Annotated in this window: 19 protein-coding genes; 5 read left to right on the top strand and 14 right to left on the bottom strand. The window is 44.5% G+C overall.

What is annotated here, in order from left to right; all coding sequences use genetic code 11:
* Positions 1–116: 116 nt before the first annotated feature.
* Positions 117–464 (bottom strand): winged helix-turn-helix transcriptional regulator, encoded by a 348-nt coding sequence (locus tag QQL36_RS19460; protein WP_083727057.1) that lies wholly within the window; start codon positions 462–464, stop codon positions 117–119.
* A gap of 104 nt (positions 465–568) precedes the next feature.
* Between QQL36_RS19460 and QQL36_RS19455 the strand changes: the two genes are divergently transcribed.
* Positions 569–1,573 (top strand): NAD(P)-dependent alcohol dehydrogenase, encoded by a 1,005-nt coding sequence (locus QQL36_RS19455; RefSeq protein WP_321566485.1) that lies wholly within the window; start codon positions 569–571, stop codon positions 1,571–1,573.
* Between the two features lie 654 nt (positions 1,574–2,227).
* Here QQL36_RS19455 and QQL36_RS19450 read toward each other — a convergent pair.
* The 6 genes from QQL36_RS19450 to QQL36_RS19425 all read right to left on the bottom strand — a co-directional run bounded on the left by QQL36_RS19450 (position 2,228) and on the right by QQL36_RS19425 (position 6,514).
* Positions 2,228–3,205 (bottom strand): hypothetical protein, encoded by a 978-nt coding sequence (locus QQL36_RS19450; protein WP_321566484.1) that lies wholly within the window; start codon positions 3,203–3,205, stop codon positions 2,228–2,230.
* A 101-nt stretch (positions 3,206–3,306) separates the two neighbouring features.
* A complete protein-coding gene (locus QQL36_RS19445) occupies positions 3,307–3,627 on the bottom strand; it encodes an antibiotic biosynthesis monooxygenase (protein ID WP_321566483.1) in 321 nt (106 codons plus the stop codon).
* A 146-nt stretch (positions 3,628–3,773) separates the two neighbouring features.
* Positions 3,774–4,304, bottom strand: coding sequence for a hypothetical protein (locus QQL36_RS19440; protein WP_321566482.1), 531 nt, complete (start codon positions 4,302–4,304; stop codon positions 3,774–3,776).
* A 1-nt stretch (position 4,305) separates the two neighbouring features.
* Positions 4,306–5,079: an exodeoxyribonuclease III gene (xth, locus tag QQL36_RS19435; protein ID WP_321566481.1), complete on the bottom strand. Its 774-nt coding sequence runs from the start codon at positions 5,077–5,079 to the stop codon at positions 4,306–4,308.
* Positions 5,076–5,573, bottom strand: coding sequence for an FUSC family protein (locus QQL36_RS19430; RefSeq protein ID WP_083727047.1), 498 nt, complete (start codon positions 5,571–5,573; stop codon positions 5,076–5,078). Before QQL36_RS19430 ends, xth begins: the two co-directional genes overlap by 4 nt.
* A gap of 14 nt (positions 5,574–5,587) precedes the next feature.
* Positions 5,588–6,514, bottom strand: coding sequence for an alpha/beta hydrolase (locus QQL36_RS19425; protein WP_321566480.1), 927 nt, complete (start codon positions 6,512–6,514; stop codon positions 5,588–5,590).
* Between the two features lie 73 nt (positions 6,515–6,587).
* On the opposite strand from QQL36_RS19425, the gene QQL36_RS19420 reads away from it, so the two are divergent.
* A complete protein-coding gene (locus QQL36_RS19420; RefSeq protein ID WP_321566479.1) occupies positions 6,588–7,763 on the top strand; it encodes a metallophosphoesterase in 1,176 nt (391 codons plus the stop codon).
* On the opposite strand, the gene QQL36_RS19415 is transcribed toward QQL36_RS19420, so the two are convergent.
* The 3 genes from QQL36_RS19415 to QQL36_RS19405 are packed head-to-tail and all read right to left on the bottom strand — an operon-like array spanning position 7,710 to position 9,761.
* Positions 7,710–8,930, bottom strand: a complete 1,221-nt coding sequence (locus tag QQL36_RS19415) for an RNA polymerase sigma factor (RefSeq protein ID WP_321566478.1) — start codon at positions 8,928–8,930, stop codon at positions 7,710–7,712. The genes QQL36_RS19420 and QQL36_RS19415 overlap by 54 nt on opposite strands.
* Positions 8,930–9,280: a YciI family protein gene (locus QQL36_RS19410; RefSeq protein WP_321566477.1), complete on the bottom strand. Its 351-nt coding sequence runs from the start codon at positions 9,278–9,280 to the stop codon at positions 8,930–8,932. The genes QQL36_RS19415 and QQL36_RS19410 overlap by 1 nt, the downstream gene beginning before the upstream one ends.
* A 4-nt stretch (positions 9,281–9,284) precedes the next feature.
* On the bottom strand, positions 9,285–9,761 hold the full coding sequence (locus QQL36_RS19405; protein WP_083727037.1) for a carboxymuconolactone decarboxylase family protein: 477 nt from the start codon (positions 9,759–9,761) through the stop codon (positions 9,285–9,287).
* A gap of 95 nt (positions 9,762–9,856) precedes the next feature.
* On the opposite strand from QQL36_RS19405, the gene QQL36_RS19400 reads away from it, so the two are divergent.
* Positions 9,857–10,459, top strand: coding sequence for an outer membrane beta-barrel protein (locus QQL36_RS19400; protein ID WP_321566476.1), 603 nt, complete (start codon positions 9,857–9,859; stop codon positions 10,457–10,459).
* Here the strand turns inward: QQL36_RS19400 and QQL36_RS19395 are convergent.
* The 3 genes from QQL36_RS19395 to QQL36_RS19385 all read right to left on the bottom strand — a co-directional run bounded on the left by QQL36_RS19395 (position 10,456) and on the right by QQL36_RS19385 (position 14,101).
* Positions 10,456–11,613 carry a sensor histidine kinase gene (locus QQL36_RS19395; RefSeq protein WP_083727033.1) on the bottom strand — a complete coding sequence of 386 codons (1,158 nt, stop codon included), beginning with the start codon at positions 11,611–11,613 and terminating at the stop codon, positions 10,456–10,458. The two genes, QQL36_RS19400 and QQL36_RS19395, sit on opposite strands and share 4 nt — an antisense overlap.
* Positions 11,614–12,266: 653 nt before the next feature.
* Complete coding sequence (locus QQL36_RS19390; protein WP_083727031.1) at positions 12,267–12,998, bottom strand: LytR/AlgR family response regulator transcription factor; 732 nt, start codon at positions 12,996–12,998, stop codon at positions 12,267–12,269.
* 5 nt (positions 12,999–13,003) lie between these two features.
* On the bottom strand, positions 13,004–14,101 hold the full coding sequence (locus QQL36_RS19385) for a sensor histidine kinase (protein WP_321566475.1): 1,098 nt from the start codon (positions 14,099–14,101) through the stop codon (positions 13,004–13,006).
* A gap of 204 nt (positions 14,102–14,305) precedes the next feature.
* On the opposite strand from QQL36_RS19385, the gene QQL36_RS19380 reads away from it, so the two are divergent.
* Both QQL36_RS19380 and QQL36_RS19375 read left to right on the top strand, forming a co-directional pair.
* Complete coding sequence (locus QQL36_RS19380; protein ID WP_321566474.1) at positions 14,306–14,692, top strand: HPF/RaiA family ribosome-associated protein; 387 nt, start codon at positions 14,306–14,308, stop codon at positions 14,690–14,692.
* Positions 14,693–14,820: 128 nt separating this feature from the next.
* A complete protein-coding gene (locus QQL36_RS19375; protein ID WP_321566473.1) occupies positions 14,821–15,771 on the top strand; it encodes a YeiH family protein in 951 nt (316 codons plus the stop codon).
* 39 nt (positions 15,772–15,810) lie between these two features.
* Here the strand turns inward: QQL36_RS19375 and QQL36_RS19370 are convergent, their stop codons facing one another.
* A complete protein-coding gene (locus tag QQL36_RS19370; protein ID WP_321566472.1) occupies positions 15,811–17,634 on the bottom strand; it encodes a M2 family metallopeptidase in 1,824 nt (607 codons plus the stop codon).
* Positions 17,635–18,150: the final 516 nt, after the last annotated feature.

Below are 18,150 nucleotides of genomic sequence, written 5' to 3'. Positions count from 1 at the left end.
ATAATAAATTATATACTGGTTGAAATAATTGTTATTTACTTACCTATTAAAATGAAACGGCTGCCAATTTAGTAAACTCACAACATTTAAATGTAAAAATTTTGTGAAAATTTGAATCAGGCAGTCCGCTTATTTTCCAGGTGCGGCTGATACTTTCTACCCCATTGCTCCATCATCAATACGACGGGTAACAGCTCCTTTCCGAAGTCGGTCAGGTAGTATTCCGTACGCAGCGGCACTTCGGCATACACGTTCTTAGCGACAATTTCATGGTCTTCCAGCTCTTTCAGCTGCTGACTGATCACCCGTTTGCTGGCGCCATTGATCATTTTGAGCAGTTCACTGGGGCGTTTTGGACCCTGCTGCAGGTAACAGATGATAAACGGCTTCCATTTTCCGCCCATTACTTCCATCGTCACTTCCAGCGAACAATTATATAAACGGGGGATTTTCCTTGTATACATGTTTCAGACCTTAAAAGGTGATTAAATTATCACCTGGTGATTAAATTCCCGGTACTTGACTTTCGTTCCGTACGGTTTCAACTTTGCAATACAAAAATAAGGATATGCAAAACAGAATCGTACAGTTAGACAAAACAGGAATTGAAGCACTCAAGGTAGGCACTACAAGCATCCCCCAACCGGCTGCACATGAAGTGGTGGTGAATATTAAAGCAGTATCGCTGAATTTTCTGGACCTCATGATCGTGAAGGGTGACTTCCCGACCGGACTTCCTTTCCCATATACACCTGGTTGCGATGGCGCGGGAATAGTAACAGCAGTGGGTGAAAAGGTGAGTGAATGGGAGGTGGGTGACAGGGTAGCGCTGACCTATGTACAGAATTTTCTTTCAGGGGATGGAATTCCATTAAAAGATGCGGTACGTATTGGCTGGCAGACACAGGGTTTGATGGCGGATTATGTAACAGTGCCTGATTATGGCCTGGTAAAACTCCCCGATTCCCTCTCCTTTGAGGAGGCGGCGACCATGCCGGTAGCAGGGGTGACAGCATGGGAAGGGCTGATCAATATTGCCAAAATACAATTGGGCCAAACGGTGTTGGTACAGGGCACTGGTGGGGTATCGATGTTTGCCTTGCAGATAGCCCGTCAGGCAGGGGCCAGGGTCATAGCAACGACCAGTTCTGATGCGAAGGCTGTTCGGTTAAAAGAATTAGGTGCGGATGCCGTGATCAATTACAACACCCATCCGCAGTGGCAGGACGAGGTGTTAAGACTTACTGGAGGACTCGGGGCAGATGTGACCCTGGATGTAGGCGGTAAGGATACTATTCGTCAATCATTGCAGGCAGTGAAGGTGAATGGACTGGTATGTACTGCCGGTGGTCTGACAGGGTCTACGATTACGCTGGATGTGTATGGAGATCTGAACCTGAATTTTAAGCGGATTGCAGGATTTGCGGTAGGTAGCAGGGAGAGTTTTAAGGGGTTGTTGAAAGCGGGGATCAGGCCAGTGATTGATAAGGTGTTTGCTGTTGAGGAGGTGGAAAGGGCTTTCAGGGAATTGGAAAGCGGTGGACATTTTGGTAAACTGGTGGTGAGTTTCTGAATGAAGGCTTTCTGAAAAGAGGTTTTCTGAATAAAAGATTTTCTGAAATGGGCTTTCTGAAAAGAGATTTTCAAAAAAGTGTTTTCTGAATAAAGACTTTCTAAAAGGGCTTAAAAAAAGATGGAGGAAGCTTTCGCTCCCTCCTCTTTAGCATTCCCCCAAACAGTCAGCATTAATTATGTAAGGCTTTAGCTTCGTCGTTTGTCATCTGAGGAACAATCCCCGGGGTTCTAAAGAACCCCGGTGTGTTCCAATTGGAAAAAGGTTTGATTATTTCTCATTCTCTGTATAGTATAGTGCGAAATGGATGCCAATGGGCAAAAACATCACAACTAATTGATTTTCAATAAATTTTATTCTGGCATAGGTAGCATTCTTTCCATAATCTGGAAATTTGTCTCTTCTGTAGAGGAAACAATATAGCATTGAAGAGTATTTTCTGTGATTTAATAAACTAAATACAAAGGCCGATTGCTACGCAATCGGCCTTTGTATTTAGGCACAGGCTTTTTAAATGGCCTGTAGCAGCAGGCCATTTAAAAAGCCTGTAGTTTATTTAAAGCCGTGTAGACAGCTTACAGACCGTGTGTAGACAACTTAAAGGCCTGTTGACAGCTTAAAACCGTGTTGCCAGTTTAAAACCGTGTTGCCAGCTTAAAGGCCTGTTGATAAAGCCCCTTTTATCTGCGCCAAAAACTCTTTTACTGATCTTGCTGTACCGGATGATGGGTCCACCACCGCACAATTATTCTTTACAAAATTCTTTACATCCGCCATCTGCCAGATACTTGCACCACTCATCTCAGGATAGTCTTTTTTAAACCTGGTCATCTCTCCTTTTATCTCCTCCACCGTCTTACTATTATGCGATGTGCCACAAGTACTAAACGCTCCCCTGCACATAAATATCGGATACACCGGCTGTACTGGCTTCATTGCATTCTTCCACAAGCCGGGATTTGCATTCCTTCCTCCATCATAACATTGCAAATAAATCGCGTCCACTACCTTCGGATCTGTATTCTTCAACACAGTACTCCAAAACTCATTCACCCTAAACGGACACAACGTCATATGCATTTTTAACCGCGCCGCTATCTTACCCATCTCTATGATAGAATGACTATCATACACGGATTCATCATCTATACAAAATGCATCGGCACCCACCACTTCTTTCAACACTTTACAAATGGTAAACAATGTACTGTTATCACCCACTCCTGTCACCACACCCGGTACCTGTTTAGTTGAATCTACCCAATCTCTCATAAAATCAAACGTATTCGGTGGCTGATTGTACCATCTTCCTTCCAGCAGGATCTCAATCCTCGCCCCCTTCTTTAACGCTGCGACCCTTCTCAGGTAAGCCGTATCCCCTACCCACTTTCCATCATGGATCACGGGATGCTGATTATCATCCCCGGAATACAGATCTCCATCTCCATGAATATAAAAGCTGGATAACAACACGGTATTAAAACCCGCCTCCTGCAATAATGCATAGGTAGAATCATCCCCCGGATACATCCCCCTTCCGAAAATACTTAGATTTTTTGCAGGCAAAGGCACCTGCGCAGCACAAAATAACGAACTTACCGTTAGATAAGAAAGCAGCAATAAGACCCTCATAGTATAGTAAATATTTATAAAGTCAAATGTCGGAACTTAATTCAAGCCTTTCAGACCACTCATACTGCTATACGACTAGCCATCAACGTTCATAAAATATATTATTCTTTATCAAAACCATAATCTCTTTCTACCAGGCAAATCCTCGTCTTATACTGCGCATACCATTTCTCCCGCCCCAGCTGCTGCGCAATCAGGTGATCCGCCTGTTGCTTCCAGTTACGGATCGCTTCCAGGCTCTCCCAATAAGAAACGGTAATGCCCACTCCATCGCGTGCAGACTCCACGCCCAAATATCCTGGCTGTGCCTGCGCCAGTTCTACCATCAGGGTAGCGGTGTCTTTGTAACCTTCTTCTACCTCCGTTCTGAGTGATGTAAATATAACTGCGTAGTAGGGTGGTGTGGGTGTACGGGCTATCATGTATAATTTAAATTATTCTTCCGGTAAGGTATTCAAATATCTTCGGCTAACTATATATCACTAAAAGTGCAACGAATCAAAAGGTAAAGCAGGGTCCTGGGGCCGGCTTGACTAAATTTATAATGATACACTTCCCAAATAGCATTTTAACCTTCTTTAACTTCCTCAGCTTCCAGCAACTCCGCCAGAAATCGCTTCGTCTTCTTCGCCTCCAACTTATAAGGAATTGTAAATAGTAAACAGCCAAATACAAACATCCCAAAAGGTATTAACATCACAGGCTCAAACCCATCATTGATAGATGCTCCCAATACCGCCACACAACCTACCAATACCATGAACAACCAGACGCCTGAAAATATCATGACGGCCAGATGAGGACTACTTTTCACCTTTATCTCCGTCTGCCCAAGAAAATTACTCATCTCCCCTTTGGTAACCGGCAGAAAAGAATTCTTGTAGTTAATCACTCTCACTATTTCAAAATGAGGGCCTACTACCACACCTACATAAGGCTTGTCCGTCGTATTCTTTTTTAGCCCATAACGCTGTACCAACAAGCTAAAAGGTTTCTTTGGGGGAGCCACATTGGCTTCCAGTCTCCGCCTCACTTCCCCCTCATTCAATCTGGTAGTCAGGGTATAACGATCGTACGGTAATAAGGATTTAATATTCATATTAGTCTGTTATTGTAATCCATACCGGACAGTGGTCGCTTGTCTTCTCCCATCCCCTCACTTCCTTATCCACGCCGCCGGATATCAATCGTTTTTCTACATCCGGACTCACCAAAAAATGATCTATTCTTAAACCCGCATTTCTACCATACGCATTACGGAAATAATCGTAAAAGGTATAGATGGTTTCTTCCGGGTATAATTTCCGTAATGCATCTGTCCACCCCTGCGACTTCAGTAGCTCAAACGCTTCACGGGTTTGTGGCAAAAAGAGCGCATCAGTGACCCAGCTGGCAGGTTTATATACATCTTTCTCCGTAGGGATCACATTGTAATCACCGAGTATAATCACAGGTTTACCACTGTCCATCAATTCCTGTGCATGTGCATGCAGCCGCTTGAACCATCCTAACTTATAATCATACTTTGGTCCCGGAGCCGGGTTTCCATTTGGCAGATACAAACATGCAATGGTGATACCATTTACAACAGCTTCTATATACCGGCTATGCAGATCTTCAGGATCACCGGGCAACACTCTTCTTACTTCTTCAGGTTTGCCGATGCGAGACAGGATTGCCACCCCATTCCAGCTCTTTTGTCCGTGCCAGATGGCGGTATATCCTGCTTCGAGGATCGCGGCTTCCGGAAACTTTTCCTGTGGCGCTTTCAGCTCCTGCAAGCACACCACATCCGGCGTTGTTTCTGTCAACCAGCGGAGTAATACTGCCAGGTGGCCATTCACCCCATTCACATTATAAGTAGCTATTTTCATTTTCCTATTTTTCGTATCACTTTTTTAGAACGGATAATGACTGTATGAAAGATCCAGGTAATGAGCATCCCGATCACACAACCTGCCAATACCCCGCCTCCCCGCTCCAATGCCACATCCCAGAAGTATTTACCCGGTTCATGCATGGTGATGATCAATACGGCAATTGCCGCCGATCGGGTAGCAGGCTGTAATTTCAGTAATTCACAGGCGATGATGGAAAGGGTGACTCCTATACACATCATCAACAGATTTACCGGGTGGATAAAGAAGATCGTCAATCCAATGGTAGCCCCTACCAGGTTCGCCTTGATACGGGTCTTAGCCAGTGTCATCGCATCTTTCCTGTCTGGCGCCAATACCAGAATAATAGAGATCAGGGCCCAGGCACCGATGGTAGGATAAACGCGGTACAGGTAAAATCCAATCGCCGTGCCTGCTACACATTCCAGGATGTAGAGTAATAAAGTCCGTTGACGCTGCGTAATCTCCATATCGCCAAAGGTAACTAATATGATAAAAACACCAGCATACCACCCAGGAAATGCACCTGCTGATCATTGTATAAATAATGCGCCGCATCCCGGAAATACAGCACATGATTAACGCCTATCACTGCCTTTAGTGCATCTATCTGCCCAGGTGAATACAATCCATCATCCATACCATACATGGCAAACACAGGCACTCCCTGTTTCACTATTTTTTCGAGAACAGGCAGGTTATTGATGGTAGAATACTTTTCATGTTTCCAAAACTCATTGCCGGGGGTATCATTGTTCAGGTTTGCATAATGCTGGTACAAGGTGTCCGCATCCAGTTGTTTATAAATCGCCTGTGCAGCAGGCGTTCTGTTCGGTGTAGCAAAGAAACCGTTTTTAGAAGCCTGTTTAAAACATCCTCTCCTGAATTCAATGGAACTACTATCCAGTTTTGCTAATGCGGTCAGGTCTTTTAAACCTGCTGTATTATTATTGGAAGTATATATCTTTTTACAGGAGGCAATGATTGTTTTATATGTCTCCTGCAAATCCACCAGCGCACTCACCAGCACCAATGCCCGCACCTGTGCAGGATATTTTGCCGTATAACCCGTAGCTACGATCCCTCCAAAACTAAACCCGATCAGGGTCGCTCTTTTCACATTGTATTGTTTATACAGGTTATTCAGGTCATCATAAGATTGCTGAAAGGTATACGCCGCCTTCGCATCCACAGAACGACCTTCTCCCCTCCGGTCGTAAGTGATCACATAAAATCCCTGTGCTGCGAGTTTTGCGGCGGTGGTAGATTCAAAATTAATAGCATTACTGCCCGGGCCACCATGCATAAAAATAACAGCGGGGTTGTGCGCATCACCAAATGCATGGGATACAATGGTTTGGGCCTTTGCACCCAATGTACAGTATAACAATAGTAAAGTTACAAATCTCATTCCCTGTAAAAAGTTATACTGCAAAATAAGAAATACGCAGAAAGACTACGCTATTCGCAAATAATATTGTGACATGAAAAGAACAATAGTTGTGGGGGATATCCACGGCTGCTACCATGAGCTGTTGACCCTACTGGAAAAAACCGGCCTCCGGGACGAAGATCTCCTGATCTCAGTGGGCGACCTCGTAGACCGTGGCAATACATCCAAAGAAGTATGGCAGTACTTTATGGATCGCCCTAATACCATTACACTCATGGGTAACCATGAACGAAAACACCTGCAAGGCATTCATAATTACGCACAGGAAATTGTGAAAATACAGATGGGTGAGCAATACCCTCATTTCCTGGCCTGGGCTATGACACTGCCTTATTATTTTGAAACAGACGATGCGATCATCGTACATGCGGCTATGGAACATGACCTGCCACTGCATGTGCAAAGACAGGATGTACTGAGTGGCACGACTGCCGGTGAGAGATACCTGGAGAAGAAATATGCTGGTCAGGGAGTGACAAAAGATAAGCTGTGCCAGACAACAACAGAGACGGAATGTAAGACGACAACAGATACGACAACAGATACAGCCGGCCAGACAACAACAGAGACGGAACATAAGACGACAAAAGATACAGCCGGCCAGACAGGTCGCCATACCGGCGTTACCACCTCCGCATACTGGACAGATCATTATACCGGTACCAAACCCGTCATCTATGGACACTCTGTCACCGGCCATCTCCCCCGCATCGTCAACAATACCTACGGCATCGATACCGGCGCCTGTCATGGTGGTTACCTCACCGCCATCGAGCTTCCCGGTTTTATCATCCACCAGGTAAAAGTTGAAAAAGATCACTGGAAAGAACAACAGGCACAATGGCAAATACCGGTTCTGGAAAGTAAAGACTGGGATAACATGGAAATAAGTGCTATTCAAAAAGAACTGGATAGATTGGCGTACAAAGAATCGCCTGCTATAAAGGATTATCTGAATAATAAACGCTCTTATTTAACAGACCTCGATGCTTCGCTGCCCACAATCAAAGCGCAACTTGACCTTTTCGCAAGTGCACACAGCGAACGCCTGCATGAATACCCTTTTAAAACCTTCCTGTACAAAAGCAGGTCCGGTAATTTGAGCGTAACAGACCTGAGAAAGTCACTGCACACACCAGCTAAAATAAAACAGCTACAGCATCTGCTTTCTGATAGCCTCCTTGTCAGCCGCAGTGATGGCCAGTGACAAGGCTTTCCGGAAATGCACCATGGCCTGTGTACGATCCAGTGGTGTATATAAATGTCCTAACAAGGCATAATAAAAATGATTATCCTTCAATGGTAACAATGCAGCAGCTTCTATCGCTGTTGCATTGCCCATTACCTTCGCCAATGCGAAGATCCTGTTCAGCGCAGCAATAGGAGAAGGTTCCATCAATACCAGCTGATCGTATAAATGTAATATCTGTTCCCATTTCTCCCTGCTATCTGCCTTGTGCGTATGCCAGTAAGCAATGCCTGCTTCTAAATGATATTTGGTCAATACATTGCCCGTTGCACCCTGGTTCAAATAATACGTTCCTCTCGCAATCAGCTCGTGGTCCCACAAGTTCGTATCCTGATCTTCATATAAGATCATCTCTCCCTGCTGATCCGCTCTTGCTTCGAACCGCGATGCATGAAAACACATTAGTGACAACAATGCATACACCGCAGGCACAGCTGTGGGCACATGCGAAGCCAGTAAATAAGTGAGCCGCATCGCCTCCAGACAAAGGTCTTTCCGTAAGGTGGTATTCTGCGAGGTAGAATAATACCCTTCGCTGAATAACAGGTATAATGTAGTCAACACCGTATCCAAACGGTGATGCACTGCTTCGGCGGAAGGAGCGGTGATAGCAATATGATCTGCTTTCAGCTTGTCCTTAGCCCTTTGCAGTCTTTTGTAAATGACATCTTTATTGGTGAGAAACGCATCCGCTATCTCCTGTGCGCCAAAGCCACACAACAGGTTCAATGCCAGCGCTACCTGCGATTCCTCGGGAATACCCGGGTTACAAACTGTGAAAATCATTGCCAGCTGACTATCATGAATACTTTGATCTGACAGATCAATATCCATCTCTGTTATATCCTGACTTGCATTCCTGATCTCCGGACTTATCTTCTTTGCAAATAACGCATCTCTTTTTATATGGTTCAGCGTTTTGCGCCTGGCCACGGTATACAGCCATGCCACAGGGTTTGGGGGAAGCCCCTGCTCACTCCACAATTCCGTGGCAGAGAGGAAAGTATCACTCACAATGTCTTCAGCCGTTTCAATGTGTGCAATACCAAATAGCTGACAGAGTACAGCAATGATCTTCCTGTACTCTGTCCTGAATAAATATGGGAGCAGCTCCTGATCTTCCATCACACTTCTTTGGAGAGCATACGTACTTCCACAAATCCGTTCCAGGGGGCATCTAAAACCGGGCAGTCTTTCCCGATCTCAGTGGCAGCCGCCAGATCTATGGCCTTGATGATCACAAATCCACCAATGGATTCCTTGATATCCGGATATGGTCCGTCTGTAACGATCTTACCCGCTTTGATCACAGCACCTTCGGGTCTGAGGCGGTTGCCATGACTTACCAGGGCGCCTTCGGCATCCAGTTTACCCAGCCATTCCTGCCAGGGCTTGATACTCGCCTGTAATGCTGAGGGAGAAGGTTGTGCTTCTTTAGAATTGTCTTTTCTGAAGATCAATAAGAACTCATTCATAACATTAATTTTTTTCGGCGAACTGGCCGACTTTATAAGTGCCTACCGGCATGGGTGAACCAAATGCGATGTTCAAACGGTTGTAACCATTAATCGCCACAATAGCAATGGCCAGGTCTACCAGTTCTCCTTCTGAAAACTGTGCAGCAGCGGCGTTATATACTTCATCAGATACATTACCTGTGCTCACTTTGGTGAGGGCTTCTGCAAAAGCCAGGGCCGCCCGCTCTCTGTCTGAATAAAAAGGGGCTTCTCTCCATGCATCCATTACATACAGACGATGTTCTTCTTCACCCATAGCACGCAGTTCTTTTGTATGCATATCCAGACAGAAGGCGCAACTGTTAATTTGCGATACCCGAAAATAAATCAATTCTAATAAGGATTTGTCAAGTGGAGATTTTGCCAGATAGGGGGCAAAACCACTTAAAGCTTGCAGGGGATTGTTGGCTCCCTTAAAATAGTTCAGTCTATTTTTCATGATTTTGAGATTTTGCCCTTATAACAAACGGGGGTTTCTGAATTGGACAAAACCAATAGATATTTATTTTATACATTTGTAAATCAATAGATCCTATGAAAAAAAGTCTTCTTATATCCCTTTTCTGCGTAACCGCATTTTTAACCTGCCATTCCCAACATTTTACCAATGGATTGGGGATAAGCATATTACATGACGAAACTAATTATTCTGGCAACAATCCTTACATTGGAATTGCCTATACACCGGGAGTGACATTCCTGGAAACCAGGAAATATGCTTTATCCATTACGGCACCTTTCCGGGTGGGTTATGCGTCTACTTATTTCTCTCAGAATTCAAATGATACAATCGTTATAGACGATTGGCAAAGCGTGATCGTACAACTGCCAGTACTATTCAACTTTGCCTATGGTGCGGGTTCATCCCAGAAGGCACCTGCCCGGTTCGGTTTTTTTGTGGGTGCAGGCTATGGTGTACAGCTGCGTTATTATCATGAAGTTTACCAGTTCAACGAAACCAAAAGTATTGGTACCAGCTCACCCTTCTCTACGGGCGCCGCGTTCAGTGCAGGTATCAGATTGGCTGTAGGCAGGACATACAGAAGGAAAAACATAGAACTAGGTGCAGGTTATCTGTTGGGTATAACGGGTGAAGATCATAACATCATCAGCTACCACGTCCTCTTTAATTTCTAATTCTCCAAAGGTAATAATAGTGTGAAGGTCGTTCCTACTCCCGGTGTGGAATCTATCTGGATGTCACCACCGTGATTGCGGACGATCTTCCTGCAATAAGCCAGTCCTACGCCGGATTGCATATGTGAAAAGATGTCGAAGACCTTTTCCATGTCCTGTTTTTCAATCCCCGTTCCATTATCTGCCACCCTGATAGCTATATAGCGTTTTTTCAGTACTACTTCCTCTCCGCTGATGTCAATTTGCAAAGGCCGCTCACGGGCAACAAACTTCACTGCGTTGTGGATCAGGTGGTAAAATAGCTGTTCAATCTGGGAATTAATCCCTGAAATTACAGGGAGCGGCCCGATTGTCACAGCCCCCTGAACGGATAGTTGTATACAAACATCACGCACCACCTTATCCAGATCCACGGATTCATACAGGATCTTGCTATCATTCAAACCGGAATATTCTGACAGGTCACGGATCATCATGGATACCCGCTGTGCATTGTTATTAATCCGCACAGCATATTCCTTTGCTTTATCTACCATATTCTTATCCACCGCATCAATCAGGATATCACTGAATAAACGGAGCTTGCGCAAAGGTTCCTGTAAATTATGATGGGAAATAAACTGGTATTGTTTGTTCTCTTCGATACTTTCCTTGAGTTGTTTGCTCATTTCAAGTATGGTTTCCTGGCTTTGCAAATGAAATGCCAGCAGCTCAGCATAGAGCTGGAACATATTGACTATTTTAGGTTCTATTAATTTTGCCGGGCGGGGATCGATGGCACAGAGGGTACCGAAAAACTCACCATTTTTCAGGATGATAGGTACTGAGATATAACTCTGTATGCCATACATTCTAGGGGTATGGTGATTGCGATACAAGGGATCTTCTGCTACATGGTCTATTACCACGGCCTTTCCGCTATCCCTGATTTCGTCACAGATGGTAGTGCCCACTTCCAGTTCACCACCGGGTACCAGACCGAAATTAATTTCATCTCTTACCCCACAGGCAATCCACCTATCCTTTGTAACACGGGCAATTGCAGAAAACCCCATACCGGTTGTACGGCAAATCACTTCCAACAGGGATGGTACGATAGCAATCTGTTGTACTTTCTCAATGTCTCTTGCAAAACTTTCAATTCTTTCAGGCATTCAACTAAGTTAAGTCGCTTATTATTACCAAACAATATGCCTGATGCAATGTTCAGTTTGGATGTATCACATTTTATGATTCATTAGTAGAAACTGGAATATCTGGCACAAGCTCTGCCAGTAAGGGTATAGCAGGTTCCGGAATGCGCAGAAATGAATGCCTGTCATAAAGATTTGTCCTATTGACCAGGTTTTTAGAATGGGTTATTCCCGGCGATCATGAAGTCAGGTTTACATCTTTGCAGTGATGGAGTCTGGTTTGCACCTTTGCGGTCATGGAGTCAGGTTTACATCTTTGCAGTCATGGAGTCTGGTTTGCATCTTTGCGGTCATGAAGTCAGGTTTACATCTTTGCAGTGATGAAGTCTGGTTTACACCTTTGCAGTCATGGAGTCAGGTTTGCACCTTTGCAGTGATGGAGTCAGGTTTGCACCTTTGCAGTGATGGAGTCAGGTTTACACCTTTGCAGTCATGGAGTCAGGTTTGCACCTTTGCGGTCATGAAGTCAGGTTTACATCTTTGCAGTGATGGAGTCAGGTTTGCACCTTTGCGGTCATGAAGTCAGGTTTACATCTTTGCAGTGATGGAGTCAGGTTTACACCTTTGCGATCCATAGTAGTTCCTGATTCGTATGGAGTAATTGCACTAACATTTTACGAAAAACGGATCTTATCCCACAATTTATTTGACACCACCTGTTCAATCACCTGTTCCCTGTAATTTCTGCTGATAGGGATCCTGTGTTGCTGAATAAAGATCTCATTCCCTTCTATCGCCTCAATTTTATCAATGGCCACAATGTAAGATTTGTGCACCCGGATAAATGCATTGCTATCGAGATTTTGTTCCAGGTTTTTCAGGTAGAGTAACGTTACATACTTCCCTTTCACGGTATAAATGGTGATATAGTTTTGCATGCCTTCTACATACAAAATATCCTCAAAATGGATCTTTTCATACTTGCTGCCGCACTTGATAAAGCAATAATCAGTAGCAACCTCGGCCTTCTGTACCGTAGGTCTGTTTACGAGCTGGTGGTATTCCCTCGCTTTGCTTACGGCCTTAAAAAAACGGTCAAAAGTGATAGGTTTTAGCAGGTAGTCCATTACATTCAGCTGAAATCCTTCCAGCGCATAGCTAGGATAGGCCGTTGTGATAATCACCATAGGTGGCTTCTGGATGATCTTCAGAAAATCGATGCCGTTCATCTTTGGCATCTGGATATCCAGGAAAATCAGGTCTACGGGATGCTGATCCATCAGTTTCATGAGCGCTACCGGGTTTTCGCAGGTATCGATCAGGTGCAGAAAATCGATTTCTTTCACATAGTCCGCCATCCCTTCGCGGGCCAGGGGTTCATCATCTATGATTACACAGTTTATCATCGTTTTCAGGCTATTTTATGCATGATCGGCATACTTTGCAATATGGACAATTGTAAAGTAAGTAATATGGTAAAAGTGGTGCTATTGCTATTTACTGTCAGGTTATACTGACCGGGATACATCAGGTCCAGCCGGCGCCGTACATTTTTCAATCCGATACCTCCGTAATGCACGACTTCTTCACTTTCAGCACCGGATACGCTGTTTGCCACGGCCAATTGCAGTTCCTGACCGTTTATCTGCAGCTCAATCTGCACCCAGTTTTGCTGATCAGCATGCTTTGATACATGCTTAAAAGCATTCTCTACAAAGGTCATCAATATAAACGGGGCAATGCCCAGCCTGGCATCGTACAGGGCCGGCAACTGGATATCGACCTCTACATTGGCGTTCTGCCGCAGTCTTTCCAGTTCTATTCCATTTTCAAGGTAAGCAATTTCTTTATTCAGCAGGATCTGCTTATCGTTACATTCGTACAACTGGTGCCTGAGCAGGTCAGAGAATTTGGCCAGGGAGGCAGAGGCCATGTCCGGGTTCTTATGGATCAGGAAGAAGATGGAATTAATGGTATTGAAGAGGAAATGGGGATTAAACTGGTACTTGAGGTAATTCAGTTCGGTTTCCAGTTTCTCCTTTTCCAGTAGTTGTTCTCTTCGCCTGGTCTGCAGCCAGCTTCTACCCAGTTTGATGCTCATAGCCAGGGTCATGGCAGCAATAGCGCTGGGCAGGGAATTGGCGAATAAAATGCTCAGGAAACTATCTGTATGAAAGAGTTCCTTCACAGTCGTACCTGCCAGCGAAGCGGTAAGGTAATACCCTGGTACGATACATCCTGCTGTTAACAACGTCGTCACTACCAGCAGAATGACATAGGTCGTATATTTTCCCTTTTCAAAATACTTAGGCAATAGAAAATATAAATTGAAATACACAGCCAATGTTTCCCAGAATACATAGGTAAAATACTTTGGAAACATGGTGGTGGTAAAGATGATGGTCGCTGCTTTGATGGGGTTGCCCACAGCCACTGTCCACCATATAAACTGGTAGAGCATCCAGAAGGGGATGTGGTAAAGTTTGTATTTGTAGAACCAGTTACGCATCTATCTGAAGTTACGCAAAACGCGGGTTATTTCCCGCCGCCGTTACATGAATGACATGAAATAATTGATGAACTGCATCTCCTGCATTTTGAGATTGTCATTCACCGGCGGACCGGATTATGATAGTGCTCTAACCGGCATCAGTTGCTTGCCTGATTTCATCTGGCACAATTCCTGTAGTTACTTCATTAAAAATATTGAACTATGGATATTATTATTCAATCCCTCGGATTTAAAGCCAGTAATGCACTTGAGTCATATATCCGTGAAAAGCTGAACACGTTAAAAACAGACAAAATCGTAAGAGCAAACGTTACATTATATAAAGGGCCGGATAGTACGCCTGAAAATAATTATTGTGAGATCAGGCTGGAAGTACCCGGTCAGGATCATTTTGTAAAGAAAGTGAGTCCTCACTTTGAACCTGCTGTGAATGAGTGTGTAGATGTGCTGCAAGCACAGATAGCGAAGGTCAGGGGTAGAAAAGAGGATGGCAACAGGCACCAGGATAAGTCAAATATCCAGGATGTGCTGCTGCAGGAGGACAGTGATAACAATGAAGATGTAGAATTGGAAGATGTCGTGAAATAGTGTTTTTTTAAGTAGAAAGGGGTGATAAAAAGAGTCTTTTTATCGCCCCTTTTGCATAACATAAAGTTATAACCCATTACCATTTTCGATTTTCATTTGCCATTACTTCGCCGGACATTTGTGGGCAAATGGAAACAGGGAACAAAACATTTTTAGACCGGACAGTTAGTCTTACGACAAGGGAAGTCATTTTTCTGCTGGCATTCGTATTCTGTCTTACACCGCTCATCACGCCGCCAGTAGCGTTATTGATGGGGTTCGTCATTGCCCAGTTTGTCGGGCATCCATATTTACATTTAAATCATAAGGCGACCCATTTGTTATTGCAGATCTCAGTAGTAGGATTGGGATTTGGGATGAATGTAACGAGTGCCATGCATGCGGGGAGTCAGGGGTTGTGGTTTACCATAGCGTCTATTGCAGGTACATTAGTATTCGGAACGCTGCTTGGAAAATTGTTAAAAATAGATAAAAAGATATCTTACCTGATATCTGCGGGAACGGCGATTTGTGGAGGGAGTGCGATAGCAGCGATTTCTCCTGTTATCAAAGCTGAAGAAAAACAGATATCCGTGGCACTGGGAACGATCTTTATCTTAAACTCTTTCGCGCTTTTTCTTTTTCCTTTTGTTGGACATTTGTTAAATCTTACGCAGACACAGTTTGGACTGTGGAGTGCGATTGCGATACATGATACCAGTTCTGTAGTAGGGGCTGCCAGTAAGTATGGAACAACCGCCCTGCAGGTGGCAACTACGGTAAAGTTGGCGAGGGCGTTATGGATCATCCCGCTTTCTTTGTTGAGTTCTGTTGATAAGAAGAAGGTGAAGATACCTTTGTTTATAGGATTCTTTATAGTGGCGATGGTGTTGAATACGTATATACCTATTGTGCAGGAATATGGTCATTATGTGGTAGATATTGCTAAGGCAGGGTTGACGCTGACGTTGTTTTTGATTGGGTGTGGGTTGAATGCGAATGTGTTGAGGGCAGTGGGGATCAGGCCGTTTGTGCAGGGGGTTGTGTTGTGGGTGTTGATTGCAGGGGCGGCGTTGTGGTCTATTGTTAGTTTTGTTTAAATAACGCGCAGGTGTGTTTCCTGCGCGTTATTTAAGTGTTTATTCAAACACAGGTTGTGCCGGCAATGTATATTTTTTACCGGTATTTGCTTTCTTCAGATAATCCATCAATACACTGAAATAAGCGACCATTGGCTTCGCACTCATATCAGTATGCAGGTCATCTTTCAGCTGTTGTCTCCAATCAATACTGGCTCCCGGGCTCATTACCTTTTTCAGGAAATCACCTACGGCTTTATTTCCCCAGTAGTTAGTGGCATGTGGATCCTGGTGCAGAATATTATCAGCAATGTAAGCATGAAACTGGAATACCAGTACACTCGCAATAGAGTAATCGTAATACTGAGCGGGATCATCATTGATATGCGTTTTGGTCGCCGCATCACAATACTCCTCTCCTCTCTCCGTAGGCGGTACGATCCCCTGGAATTGTTTTACCAGTTTCCACCATGCCTGATTATACTGATCTTTCGGGAGTTTCTTTGCATACAGATTATATTCAAACTCTGTCATCACCCCACTGCTCCATGGCAGGCTCACTACATAACTCAATGCTTCTTTTAACAATTTCAGTGTATCATTGGTCGTCGTATTCTTAGGAATCAAATTCAGATTTTCAAGGAAAGGCTTTTGTAAAGAAGCTAATCCCATCATGGTTCCGAAAGCCTCATGAAAGCCTCTATTCGCACCACCGCGCAAAATTACGGGGATCTCCGGACGGCTGTAAGACATATAATAATAGATATGTCCGAATTCATGTAATACTGTACTCCAATAATCGGTGGTAGGGGTAATGCTTTCTAAAGAACGCACATCCTTATCCAGGTCCATATGCCAAGCAGAAGCGTGGTTATTCTTGGTGAACGGGCTATCTGCAGGTACCGGGTACAGGCTACTCTTTTCCCAGAATACAGGTGGCAGTGCATCGAAACCGAGGCTCTTGTAAAAGTCTTCACTCTGATGTGCCATCCATTCAGCGCCATGTACTTTGAGGATAGAATCGATACTCAGCCCTTTTACATCCACCAGAGAAGACCAGTCTTGTCCCCAGCGGTTGGGCAACCAGTCGGCAGGAATATAATCAGGTACGGGTTGTTTATATTTCTCAGCGAGGGTATAACGTGCCCAGGTATGGAGTTCTCTATACAACGGCCATATTTCTGTTACAAACTGGCGGGTCAGTTTGATCATTTCATCTTCGCTCATGCCATATTCGCGGGCGTTATAGTCGAAGAAGTCTTTGTAACCCAATGGTGTAACAGAAGCATTTCGCAGGAACTGCAGTGAATCCAGTCCGTTTTTTAGAGTCTTGCCGACTTCTTTGCTGGCGGTCCATGCTTTTCTTCTCTCCTGCAGGTTGTTGGAAGATTCCAGTATTTCATCGATACGTCCGGTAGTAACGGGTTTGCCATCGAGGGTAAACTTGAATCCATAGAGAGCAGATAATTGTTTGTTGGTGGCGCTGATACGGCGGGTTACGATATCGCCGGCGGTAGCGGGGTTATTGCCTGCGTTGAAGAGGATGACTTCGAACTGCCTTATTTGTAAGGGAGTGAGTTGTTCTTTTAATTGCAGGTATTTCTGCGCAGAGTCAATGTTTGCTTTGCTACCGGTATATTCAGCCAGCACCTTATCGGCAGCATCTGCCAGCTGCTGGCTTACGGTGTCTCCTTTTACGATACGGGTATTCAGCGTCCATTGGGCCAGGTTGTCTTTGTAGATGAGGTCCTGGAATTGTTTGTTGTAACCATCCAGGTAGGTCTGGGCTTGTAGCTGGACAAGCTGGTGGTTGTTTTTGTCGGTGGACTGGCAGGCTGCGAAAGAGAGCAGGGCGCCGGTGGCGACAAGGGTGATACGATTCATAAAAGGGTAGATTTTGCGGAGTGAATTTAGGGAATTTTATTTTGTTCAGAGAAATGGCGAGGGGGAGGTGGGGGGAATGGAGGAATGAACAAAATGAACAGAGAAGAAGGGTGTAGATTTGGGATTAAGAGAGGGGGAAGGGATTATTTCATTGGAAGGGGGAATAAAAGACCGGGAGGGGAAAGGACTGTTTCATTAAAGGACTAGATAATTGAAAGACCGGGAGGGGAAAGGACTGTTTCATTAAAGGACTAGATAATTGAAAGACCGGGAGGGAAAGGACTGTTTCATTAAAGGACTAGATAATTGAAAGACCGGGAGGGGAAAGACTGTTTCATTAAAGGACTAGATAATTGAAAGACCGGGAGGGAAAGGACTGTTTCATTAAAGGACTAGATAATTGAAAGACCGGGAGGGAAAGGACTGTTTCATTAAAGGACTAGATAATTGAAAGACCGGGAGGGAAAGGACTGTTTCATTAAAGGACTAGATAATTGAAAGACCGGGAGGGGAAAG

The organism is Chitinophaga sp. LS1, assembly GCF_034274695.1.
GTDB lineage: Bacteria > Bacteroidota > Bacteroidia > Chitinophagales > Chitinophagaceae > Chitinophaga.
This window is presented reverse-complemented; position numbering and strand designations above follow the sequence as displayed.

Bases quoted from the DNA above. Each gene is read 5' to 3' on its own strand.
- QQL36_RS19460 (WP_083727057.1), bottom strand. From the start codon at position 464: ATGTATACAAGGAAAATCCCCCGTTTATATAATTGTTCGCTGGAAGTG.
- QQL36_RS19455 (WP_321566485.1), top strand. From the start codon at position 569: ATGCAAAACAGAATCGTACAGTTAGACAAAACAGGAATTGAAGCACTC.
- QQL36_RS19450 (WP_321566484.1), bottom strand. From the start codon at position 3,205: ATGAGGGTCTTATTGCTGCTTTCTTATCTAACGGTAAGTTCGTTATTT.
- QQL36_RS19445 (WP_321566483.1), bottom strand. From the start codon at position 3,627: ATGATAGCCCGTACACCCACACCACCCTACTACGCAGTTATATTTACA.
- QQL36_RS19440 (WP_321566482.1), bottom strand. From the start codon at position 4,304: ATGAATATTAAATCCTTATTACCGTACGATCGTTATACCCTGACTACC.
- xth (WP_321566481.1), bottom strand. From the start codon at position 5,079: ATGAAAATAGCTACTTATAATGTGAATGGGGTGAATGGCCACCTGGCA.
- QQL36_RS19430 (WP_083727047.1), bottom strand. From the start codon at position 5,573: ATGGAGATTACGCAGCGTCAACGGACTTTATTACTCTACATCCTGGAA.
- QQL36_RS19425 (WP_321566480.1), bottom strand. From the start codon at position 6,514: ATGAGATTTGTAACTTTACTATTGTTATACTGTACATTGGGTGCAAAG.
- QQL36_RS19420 (WP_321566479.1), top strand. From the start codon at position 6,588: ATGAAAAGAACAATAGTTGTGGGGGATATCCACGGCTGCTACCATGAG.
- QQL36_RS19415 (WP_321566478.1), bottom strand. From the start codon at position 8,930: ATGGAAGATCAGGAGCTGCTCCCATATTTATTCAGGACAGAGTACAGG.
- QQL36_RS19410 (WP_321566477.1), bottom strand. From the start codon at position 9,280: ATGAATGAGTTCTTATTGATCTTCAGAAAAGACAATTCTAAAGAAGCA.
- QQL36_RS19405 (WP_083727037.1), bottom strand. From the start codon at position 9,761: ATGAAAAATAGACTGAACTATTTTAAGGGAGCCAACAATCCCCTGCAA.
- QQL36_RS19400 (WP_321566476.1), top strand. From the start codon at position 9,857: ATGAAAAAAAGTCTTCTTATATCCCTTTTCTGCGTAACCGCATTTTTA.
- QQL36_RS19395 (WP_083727033.1), bottom strand. From the start codon at position 11,613: ATGCCTGAAAGAATTGAAAGTTTTGCAAGAGACATTGAGAAAGTACAA.
- QQL36_RS19390 (WP_083727031.1), bottom strand. From the start codon at position 12,998: ATGATAAACTGTGTAATCATAGATGATGAACCCCTGGCCCGCGAAGGG.
- QQL36_RS19385 (WP_321566475.1), bottom strand. From the start codon at position 14,101: ATGCGTAACTGGTTCTACAAATACAAACTTTACCACATCCCCTTCTGG.
- QQL36_RS19380 (WP_321566474.1), top strand. From the start codon at position 14,306: ATGGATATTATTATTCAATCCCTCGGATTTAAAGCCAGTAATGCACTT.
- QQL36_RS19375 (WP_321566473.1), top strand. From the start codon at position 14,821: ATGGAAACAGGGAACAAAACATTTTTAGACCGGACAGTTAGTCTTACG.
- QQL36_RS19370 (WP_321566472.1), bottom strand. From the start codon at position 17,634: ATGAATCGTATCACCCTTGTCGCCACCGGCGCCCTGCTCTCTTTCGCA.